At 38.9% G+C, this 10,152-nt stretch carries 9 protein-coding genes; 8 read left to right on the top strand and 1 reads right to left on the bottom strand.

Annotation, left to right across the window (positions count from 1 at the left end; all coding sequences use genetic code 11):
* The coding region (locus tag ABZC96_RS05345) for an apolipoprotein N-acyltransferase (RefSeq protein ID WP_373029614.1) at nt 1-1,074 on the bottom strand (1,074 nt) is incomplete at its 3' end.
* 12 nt (nt 1,075-1,086) lie between these two features.
* On the opposite strand from ABZC96_RS05345, the gene yajC reads away from it, so the two are divergent.
* The 8 genes from yajC to ABZC96_RS05305 form a co-directional block, all read left to right on the top strand.
* Nucleotides 1,087-1,371, top strand: a complete 285-nt coding sequence (gene yajC, locus ABZC96_RS05340; RefSeq protein WP_373029613.1) for a preprotein translocase subunit YajC — start codon at nt 1,087-1,089, stop codon at nt 1,369-1,371.
* Complete coding sequence (secD, locus tag ABZC96_RS05335) at nt 1,358-2,938, top strand: protein translocase subunit SecD (RefSeq protein WP_373029612.1); 1,581 nt, start codon at nt 1,358-1,360, stop codon at nt 2,936-2,938. The genes yajC and secD overlap by 14 nt, the downstream gene beginning before the upstream one ends.
* Nucleotides 2,938-3,909 carry a protein translocase subunit SecF gene (secF, locus tag ABZC96_RS05330; RefSeq protein ID WP_373029610.1) on the top strand — a complete coding sequence of 324 codons (972 nt, stop codon included), beginning with the start codon at nt 2,938-2,940 and terminating at the stop codon, nt 3,907-3,909. Before secD ends, secF begins: the two co-directional genes overlap by 1 nt.
* A gap of 20 nt (nt 3,910-3,929) precedes the next feature.
* Nucleotides 3,930-4,268 (top strand): DUF6394 family protein, encoded by a 339-nt coding sequence (locus ABZC96_RS05325; RefSeq protein WP_373029608.1) that lies wholly within the window; start codon nt 3,930-3,932, stop codon nt 4,266-4,268.
* A 55-nt stretch (nt 4,269-4,323) separates the two neighbouring features.
* Entirely contained in the window at nt 4,324-6,414 is a 2,091-nt protein-coding gene (ovoA, locus tag ABZC96_RS05320) for a 5-histidylcysteine sulfoxide synthase (RefSeq protein ID WP_373029616.1), read from the top strand.
* A gap of 2 nt (nt 6,415-6,416) precedes the next feature.
* Entirely contained in the window at nt 6,417-7,571 is a 1,155-nt protein-coding gene (locus ABZC96_RS05315; RefSeq protein ID WP_373029607.1) for a MalY/PatB family protein, read from the top strand.
* Nucleotides 7,568-9,313, top strand: coding sequence for a D-alanyl-D-alanine carboxypeptidase/D-alanyl-D-alanine-endopeptidase (dacB, locus tag ABZC96_RS05310; RefSeq protein ID WP_373029606.1), 1,746 nt, complete (start codon nt 7,568-7,570; stop codon nt 9,311-9,313). The genes ABZC96_RS05315 and dacB overlap by 4 nt, the downstream gene beginning before the upstream one ends.
* 44 nt (nt 9,314-9,357) lie before the next feature.
* On the top strand, nt 9,358-10,152 hold a 795-nt coding region (locus ABZC96_RS05305; protein ID WP_373029605.1), incomplete at its 3' end, for an aminotransferase class I/II-fold pyridoxal phosphate-dependent enzyme.

The raw sequence follows: 10,152 nt of genomic DNA, 5'->3' as shown, positions 1-10,152 counted from the left end.
TGTAGCTTCAAAACAGATGGCATTTCTATAGCTTTTCCCGCCTATGTCGTAGTCTACGACATGTTCACTTGCCACATAATCTACCGCACCATCATAAAATACTTTGTTGACCCAGTTACTTAAAAAATCTGGTAGGGGATTGCTTTCTCCGAAGGGAACAAGTAGGACTTTATTTGCTACAGAGATCTTGTTGTCTGTAAAAATATAGGTTGAGTTCCTTGGTGTTTTTCCATCCCAGAAGAGCCCTCCGGTGACGATAGATATATGTTTGGCCTTTTCTTGCAGTTTGTCCAGAAATTTTGAACGATTGAGAAAGATAGGAAAGACAGATTCAGGGAGTATGATAAGATTTTTTTTATCTTCGATGGCTTGATCGATCTGCTTGAAAACATTTTCAAACTGCTTGGGGTGAAGTGTTTCGTTCCATTTGTCCTGGACGGATGTATGGGTAGTAATGAGCGTGATCTTCTCTTCTGCTTTGATAGGTGCCGAAAGGTTTGACTCATAGGCAAATATGATGAGTAAAAGATAGATGACCTGCTGCTTCCAAATAGTCAAAACAATAGCACCTAAAATGATGGTAAACTGCCATTTTTCTATGCCTAGGTAACTCTCTACAAACATGAGTTCAGGTTTTAGCCAGTTAAAAGAGAAAGGGTGGATATAGCTCAAGAGCAGGAGACTAAGAGCCTTGAAGACCAAAGGAATTAAAGTGTTAGAAGTTGGCAAAAATGAAGTGATCTTTTGGCTAACCCATACAAGGAGCCAAAAGAGTGTTCCGTAAGTTAACATAATGATAATTATCTCTATGGGTACTGCCCAAACCATACCGTAATGTTGAAGGCTTAATGCAATCCACCAAAACCAAAAAAAACCTATAAATGCCCCAGAGAGGAACCAAACTTTTTTCTCTTCTCTCAGCAAGAGATAGAGTGTTGTGACTCCTAGAATGGTGTTCGTCAGAGGATGTGAAAAGCCCCAGTAATTAAGGTAAATGAATGCAGAACTTAAAAGTGCTATTAGCAAGGCTCTTGTTAGTTCAAAGGTGCTAAAATATTGTCTAATTTTATTCATAAAGGATTCCTAATGGAACAACAAGGTAGCGCGATCGGTTCATTTTTGCCACTCATCATCTTATTTGCGATTTTCTATTTTTTGATTATCAGACCACAACAAAAACACCAAAAAGCACACAAGGCAATGCTTGAAAGCCTAAGTAAAGGTGATAATATCATCACAACAGGTGGTCTTATGGCTGTAATTGTTAAAACTGAAGAAGATTTTATCAAAATCAAACTAAATGATGACACTATAGTGAAACTAGATAGAGCATATGTTGCAAAAAAGGTTGAGCTGGGTGAAGACGCTTAATTTTAGGGTAATCCTTTTTGCTTTCGCACTTATTTTTGGTGTGGTATTTTCTATTCCCTCTTTGACACAAAGTGAAAGTGGCAAGAAGATCACTTTAGGGCTTGACCTTCAAGGTGGTTTGCATATGCTTCTTGGGATCAAAAGTGAAATTGCCATTGAATCACGTATTAAGTCTATGGCAGCATCTGTGAAGTATATCTTTGATGATGAAGAGATCATTTTTGATGAACTTCGTATGGTGGATGGCGAGAAGGTTACTTTTGACCTTCTTGATAGTGATGATATTGTCAAAGCCAAAACACTTCTCAAAAAAGAGTTGGAAGGTACAGTCGTTATTGATAATGGATTGAAGTTTTCATTGGAGATGACGGAAGCTGAAGTGGAGCGTACGAAACAAAATGCTATTCAACAAGCAGTTGATACTATCAGAAACAGACTCAATGAGTTTGGTCTTGCAGAACCAACGGTAGCAAAACAGGGTGAAGATAAGATCCTTGTAGAAGTACCAGGTATTAAAACGCAGGAAGATGAACAGCGTATCCGTGAACTTATCGCACGTGCAGCACATTTACAGCTTATGGCTGTAGATGAAGACAGAAACACAAGAGTAAACACGATGAGTGTGGATGAAGCAAAAAGTTATGGTGATGTGATACTTCCAGATGTAAACACGGGAGAAAAGTATCTGCTTCGTGCAATTCCTGTGCTTGATGGTTCTATGCTGACAGATGCTAAAGTAGGTTTTGATGAGAGTAATCAACCTGTGATCAACTTTACCCTGAACGGGCAGGGTGCCAAAATATTCGGTGATTTTACAGGCGTCAGTGTAGGAAAGCGTATGGCAGTTGTTTTAGATAATAAAGTCTATTCTGCACCAAATATTAATGAGCGTATCGGTGGCGGACGTGTGCAGATCTCTGGAAGATTTGAACTTTCAGAAGCGCATGACCTTGCTATTGCCCTTCGTTCCGGAGCGTTACTTGCACCTGTCTATGTGATGGAAAAACGTTCGGTGGGACCAAGTTTGGGGGCAGACAGTATTAAGGCAAGTTCTATGGCTTTGGCGTTAGGATTTATCTTGGTTGTATTCTTTATGGTTGTTTACTATGGTATGGCAGGTATTGTTGCAAATGTCGCACTGATAGGAAACCTTTTCTTGATACTCGCTATTATGTCACTTTTTGGTGCGACACTTACGCTGCCTGGTATGGCAGGTATCGTTCTTACTGTCGGTATGGCAGTTGATGCGAATGTCATTATCTCTGAGCGTATCAGAGAGCTACTCTATGCAGGTAAATCTGTTGGTAAATCGATAGAAGATGGGTACAGTAATGCTTTTACCGCCATTTGGGATGCTAACGTGACAACATTGATCGCAGCAACAGTACTGTATGTGTATGGTACCGGAGCCATTAAAGGGTTTGCACTTACGATGAGTATCGGTATTATGGCATCTATGCTTACGGCTATTGTGGGGACACATGGTATCTACCAATGGTTATTGCCAAATATAGATAAAAAAAGACTGGCCTTTTGGTTTGGTATTAAGACAGAGGGAGCAAAATAATGGAAGTTTTTAAATATAAAAAACCTCTCTCGTTGATGAGTAAGAGTAAACGTTTTGGTGTACTCTCTGTAGCCGTCCTGATAATTGCTTTAGGCTTGATCATCGGTAAAGGATTTAACTACGGTATAGACTTTGCCGGTGGTACACTGATCCAGGTACAATACGAAGGTAAAGCACCCATAGAGAAAGTAAGAAAAGCAATAGATTCTGACACATCTTATGAAGGTGCAACAGTAACTTTCTTTGGTGGTGAAGATGAAGTGGTTATCCGTACTAAAACAAGTTCAAAAACCTTGGGTGAAGATGTCGGTGACAAAATGAGAACACTGCTTCAAGATACAGGAAACTTTGAAGTAAGACGTGTTGATATGGTTGGTGCTAAAGTAGGATCTGAGTTGCGTGAAAAAGGACTTATGGCTATGGTGCTGGCTATCATCGGTATTCTTATTTATGTTTCCTTCAGATTTGAATGGCGTTTTGCTGTCGCTTCTGTGATGGCGCTCATGCACGATGTGACCATTGCTATGGGGATGATCGTATTGTTTAATGTTGAGGTAAACCTCGACATCTTGGCAGCACTATTGACCATTCTTGGGTATTCATTGAACGATACGATCATTGTATTTGACCGTATACGTGAGGGTATCAGAACGATTAAAGATCCGGATCTTGGTACTATTATCGATGAGTCTGTGACACGTACACTTTCACGTACTACGTTGACATCACTTACAACATTCTTTGTTGTGCTTACACTCTACCTATTTGGTGGAGAGATCATTAACGGGTTTAGTTTCACATTACTTGTGGGTGTTATAGTGGGTACATACTCTTCTATCTTTGTAGCATCACCTATTTTGATGTGGCTTGGTTTCTCAGTAGGCGGCTTTAGAGAAAAAGAAGCAGCTAAACTCAAAAGAGAGAAAGAGAAAGAAAAAATGCGTGCTATGTATGAAAATGGTACACTATAGTTAAAGTTTAAGGAGTTTGAATGAATTGGGGTAAAGTTTTTTATATGTTTTTTACGTTGATGTCACTTACGACATCAGCGGCATTTTTGTATGATCATTCTGTGGTAGCACTGTTTATAGCAGGGTCTGTGAATGTGATTTCTACACTATTAAAGATAGGGGTAAGAAACTTGCTTTCAGCAGAACTTTTAGCAGGTTCATTGGTTGCAGACTTACACCTATTGCCGGCATTTTTTGCTTTGCAGTTTTACGGGAATGATCCTTTAGCAACAGGATTGGTAATTGGTGCTGTGGTTGCGAACCTTTATACTATTTTCATCTCTATGATAGAGAGTGCAAAAGAAAAGGCAGATTTTTAAGCGTAGTTAGATATCTTACATGTATATTAATTCGAAGGAATGAGACGTGTCAAGTATGCCTACGCTTCATGGGACAAATTCTGAACAGAAACGAAAAGAGATTAAACGCTATTTTCAATTCTGTTATAAACGGTATGAGTCTCTCTTTGATATTGTTGTAGATGAAAGTGCTTACTTTCAAAAGGCAGACCCTCTTCGTCACCCTATCATTTTTTACTACGGGCATACTGCCACATTTTTTATTAATAAATTAAAACTTGCTACGATCATCGATGAACGTATAGATTCTAGACTAGAGTCTATTTTTGCTGTAGGTGTAGATGAGATGAGTTGGGATGATCTGAATGAAGCACATTATGACTGGCCAACTTTGGCTGAAACCCAAGCTTATCGTGACGAAGTATATAAAACTGTTTCTACTCTTATAGATACCCTTCCTTTAGAACTCCCTATTACTGATGATTCACCTTGGTGGGTTTTTTTGATGGGTATTGAACATGAAAATATTCATCTTGAAACTTCTTCAGTACTGATACGTCAACTCCCATTTGAATCTGTACAGGAAAACAGAGGATGGAAAGAGTGTGAAAGTTATGCAGATGCACCCAAAAACAGACTGCTTGATGTAAGTGCAGGTACAGTGATCCTAGGGAAAAATAAAGATGCAAGACTTTTTGGATGGGACAATGAGTATGGAGATCATCAGGTACTCATCCCAGCATTTAAAGCTGCAAAATACCTTACTTCAAATGCTGAATTCTTAGATTTTGTAGAAGATGCGGGGTACAGTAATGATACATTCTGGTGTGAAGAAGGAAAGGCATGGAAAGCTTATACGCATGCAGAACATCCTATGTTCTGGCATAAAGCAGAATCAGGCTACAGACTTCGCACTTTAAGCAGAGAAATTGACCTTCCGATGAACTGGCCGGTAGAGGTAAATCTCTTGGAAGCAGCAGCATTTTGCAAGTGGAAGAGTCAAAAAGAGGGTATGAATATTACTTTACCTACTGAAGATGAATACATACGATTACGTGATGAGAGTAAAGTGCTTTCCTATCTGGAATGGACTGCCAAAGGTGAAACGATCGCCAATATCAATCTTGAGGGTTTTGCCTCATGTGTCCCTGTAGATACTTATAAGCATGGTGATTTTTACGATGTTATAGGGAATGTGTGGCAGTGGTCACGTACGCCTATCTATCCTTTTGAAGGTTTTAAAGTTCACCCAATATATGATGATTTCTCTGTTCCAACCTTCGATGGTAAACACGATATCATTAATGGAGGTTCATGGATCAGTTGTGGAAATCTTGCTACACAAAAGAGCCGTTATGGTTTTAGACGGCATTTTTATCAGCATGCAGGATTTAGGTATGTGCAGAGTGAGTATGAAGAGAGAGTAACTACAAATATCTACAATACGGACACTCTTATTTCCCAGTATTGTCATTTTGGTTGGGGTGAAAATGTTTTGGGTGTAGAAAATTATCCAGCAGCTTGTGCACAGGTCGCTTTAGTATATATGAAAGATAAACCTAAGAGAAAAGCATTTGACATAGGTTGTGCCATAGGGCGAAGTTCATTTGAATTGGCACGTGGCTTTGATGAAGTCATAGGGGTAGATTTTTCTGCACGTTTCATACAAGAAGCGCAAAACCTGAAAGAAAATGGTGTACTGCGTTATACAATGCCAACTGAGGGTGAACTTGAAAATTTTTATGAAGTGAAACTTTCAGACTTTGACTTGGAAGAAGAACGAAACAAAGTCACATTCTGGCAAGCAGATGCCTGTAATTTAAAACCTATTTACAAAGATTTTGACCTTGTTTTTGCTGGAAATCTCATAGACAGACTTTATGATCCTAAAAAGTTTTTGGATTCATTGGCTTCACGTCTGAATGATGGAGGTATGCTCATTTTAACTTCTCCATATACTTGGCAGGAAGAGTCTACCCCTAAAGAGAAATGGATAGGCGGATATAAAAGAGACGGTGAAAATGTCACAACACTTGAGGGGCTTAAAGAGATACTAGGCAAAGACTTTGAACTCATCGATGCCCAAGATATCCCTTTTGTCATACAAGAGACTGAACGTAAACACCAGTATACTATAGCACAGATGACGATCTGGCAAAAGAGGTAGAGATGTTTGAATCAGTAAGCCGTCAAGGTACACATACCGTAAAGTGGGATGAAGCCAAGAAGAAATTCGGAACAGATGAGCTTCTTCCTTTGTGGGTAGCAGACATGGATATAGCTTCTCCTGTCTGTGTTCAGGAAGCGATGATGAAAAGAGCTTCTCATCCTTTGTATGGCTATACTATTTATCCTGATAAGTACTATGAATCGATTCAGAATTGGATGCAAAACCGTTTTTCCTGGCAGATAGAAAAAGAGTGGATCGTTCCTTGCTATGGTGTAGTGCCTTCTTTGAATTTTATTATTTCTGCGTACAGTCAGGAAGGTGATGGTATCATAGTGCAAACACCTATTTATCCACCATTTGTAAGCTCCATAAAACATAAAAAGAGAAGAGTGCTTGACAATACATTGGTATATGAAAATAGCAATTATCATATAGATTTTGAAGACTTTGAGCGTAAAGTAAAAGAAGCCAAACTCTTTTTGCTTTGCTCACCACATAACCCAACAGGACGTGTATGGTCTAAAGAAGAGTTAGAGAAAATTATCGATATCTGTATAGACAATGATGTACTGATCATCTCTGATGAAATACATGCAGATATTGTCTATGAAAAGGTGCATTACAGTGTAGGCAGTTTTGAAAAGATGATGCATCACTGTGTCATCTTAAATGCCCCATCCAAGACATTTAACGTTGCAGGTCTGAATACCTCTTATGCGATCATACCTGATACAAAATTGCGTCAAGCCTATAGAGTTGAACAGGATAGGTCAGGTATTACCAATGGGAACCCTTTTGGGATAGAAGCATTGATGAGTGCATATAATGAAGGGACTCCATGGCTGGAAAAACTCAAAGAGCATTTACTCTCAAACATCACCTATGTGAAAACTTTTATGCAGGAGCATCAGATACCTATACAGGCAGTTCCAACGGAAGCGACTTTTTTAATGTGGCTTGACTGTAAAGGGTTGGGTCTGTCTCATGATAAACTGGTGGATTTTTTCGTACATAAAGCCAAACTTGGACTGAATGACGGAAAGAGCTTTGGTGATGCCGGTGAAGGGTTTATGCGACTGAATATAGGAACATCCAAAGAAGTACTCAAAGAAGCGATGCAGCGACTTCTTCGTGCATATAAGGCAGAATTTTGAGAAGTCTATTTATCTATTTTATCCTCTCTATCTGGCTATATGCATTGCCCCAGGCCATCAATGAAGAGATACGTAAATCAGGTATCGCAGAAAAAGATATCAGTATCTATATTAAAGAAGCAGGAAAAGGTGGAAAAGTTGTCGCTTTACTTAACGAACATAAGACTCGGATCCCTGCATCTGTTATCAAGGTTCTCACAACCTATGCATCGGTACTGAAATTGGGGTTTGACTACCGTTGGCCTACAAAATTTTATACCACAGGAACATTACAAAATGGTGTACTTCAAGGTGATCTGCTTATTAAAGGATTTGGTGATCCGACATTAAATGCTGAGGATCTTGAAAAGATCACATCTGAGATTCGTGAAGAGGGCATACGTGAAATAAGAGGTGATATTGTTATAGACCGAAGCTATTTTGAAGTAGGTAATAAAGACAGTTCAGGTTTTGATGAAAATCTTTATAGTGCATATAATGCTATGCCTGATGCCATGATGTTCAATGAACGTGTGGTGACTGTCTGTGTGATACCCAAGGAAAATAAAGTACATAAAAAGCATGCGGATGAAAGTTACAAAGTTGTCGATCAATTAGAACATGTCAATAAACCCTGTACAGGAAGATACTCATGGCCAAGGGTGAAAATTGACAAGAGCGAAGTAGTCCCTACCGTGTTTCTTCAAGGGAAGATTTCCAAACGATGTGGAAAACGGAATATTTGTCAAGTCATCACCAAACCTTATAAGTCATTCTATTATGCATTGAAAGATCGATTGATACAAGAGGGGATATCTGTAAGAGGAGGCTTGAAATTACGTAAGATACCTAAGGAGGCAAGGGAACTTTTTACCCATTACTCTGATTCTTTGGAAGAGATTATTTCTGAAACAGCTAAAGAGAGTAATAACCTCTATGCAAGACATTTGTTGCTTCTTTTGGGTGCAAAACTCTATGGTGCCCCCGCCACAATGAAGAAAGGAAGAGATGCGGTCAAATATATCTTGGATTCAAGAGGTGCTTTGGGTGAAGGAAAATTGAAGATAGATAATGGAAGTGGGCTTTCACGTACTTCAAAAATGAATGCAAAACTTTTGGCTGATATGTATGACGATGCGTATGACCGTTATGGGAGTAGATGGATGGAGACACTCTCTATAGCGGGGGTGGATGGCACCATCAAAAAACGTTTTAGAAACACGGTTGTAAATAAACGTGCATGGATGAAAACCGGTACCTTGAGACAAGTGAAAAATATAGGCGGATATGTTAAAAATAGAGCAGGAAAATTTTATACAGTTGTCATTATGATCAACAGTCCAAAGGCAAAATACCGTGGCGCAAAATTACAAGATGAGATCATGGAATGGTTGGTAAAAAGCAAGGTTAAACCTGGTTTGAAATCTTCTTCTGAAAGCGTTACGAAAAAAAAGGTTGCATCAGAGAAAAAAGCTATATCAGAAAAGTTATTTACGAATGTCAAAACAAAAGTACCACTCACGGTAAAACATGTGTCAAAAAAGAATCCTGCCAAGTATTATGTGCAGGCGGGCTCTTTTTCTGCTATGCCAAATAAAGCGTATTTATCGAAGATAAAAGCTTTAGGGTTACGATATACTGTACGTCATATTGACAACTATAAAGTACTTATCGGCGCTTATAAGGATGAAGAAGATGCAAGAAAAGCCCTAAAAAAAGTACGTAATCATATCAATGATGGAGCATTTGTTGTAAAGTTATAGTTTACCCCAAATACGCTATAATCTTTTAAAAATTTAGGGCAACAATGAACTTCGAAACCTACCCTTTTGAGAAACTCAATCAACTACTTGACAATGTGACACCTAGCAGTGATTATACTCCACTTAGTTTGACGATCGGTGAGCCTCAGTTTGAGACACCGGCATTTATACTTGATGCACTCAAGGAAGCATCTTCACTGCTCAACAAGTATCCTAAAACTGCTGGTGAAGAAGAACTGAGAGAAGGGATTTTGACGTATAACAAAAATCGTTTTGCTTTAACGCTTGATGATACACAAATCATTCCTACTTTTGGAACGAGAGAAGTACTTTTTAACTTTCCTCAGTTTTTACTGCATGATGTGAAAGACCCTGTAATGGTTTTTCCTAATCCTTTTTACCAGATCTATGAAGGTGCAGCCAAAGCATGTAGAGCTGAAGTAATCTATCTGAACCTGAATGAAAACAATCATTTTCAACCAGAAGTAGATGAAGAAGCACTGAGTAGAGCGGATTTTGTGATACTCAATTCACCTAATAATCCTACATCATCAGTGATGCAAATGAAAGATCTAAAACGTTGGGTTCAGTTGGCACTGAAACATGACTTTGTTCTTTTAAATGATGAGTGTTATGTTGATCTTTATTTGAATGAGCCTCTGCCGTCACTACTCAATGCTAGTAGAGAAGTAGGCAACGAAAGCTTTAAAAATGTGTTGGTGATCAACTCTATCTCTAAACGTTCATCTGCGCCAGGACTTCGTTCGGGCTTCATTGCAGGTGATGCAGAGATACTCAAAGAGTATATGGTCTACAGAACCTATGTGGGATGTGCTTCA

Source organism: Sulfurovum sp., from assembly GCF_041551015.1.
GTDB lineage: Bacteria > Campylobacterota > Campylobacteria > Campylobacterales > Sulfurovaceae > Sulfurovum.
The sequence above is the reverse complement of the archived record's forward strand: the minus strand, read 5'-3'. Positions and strand labels throughout refer to the sequence as shown.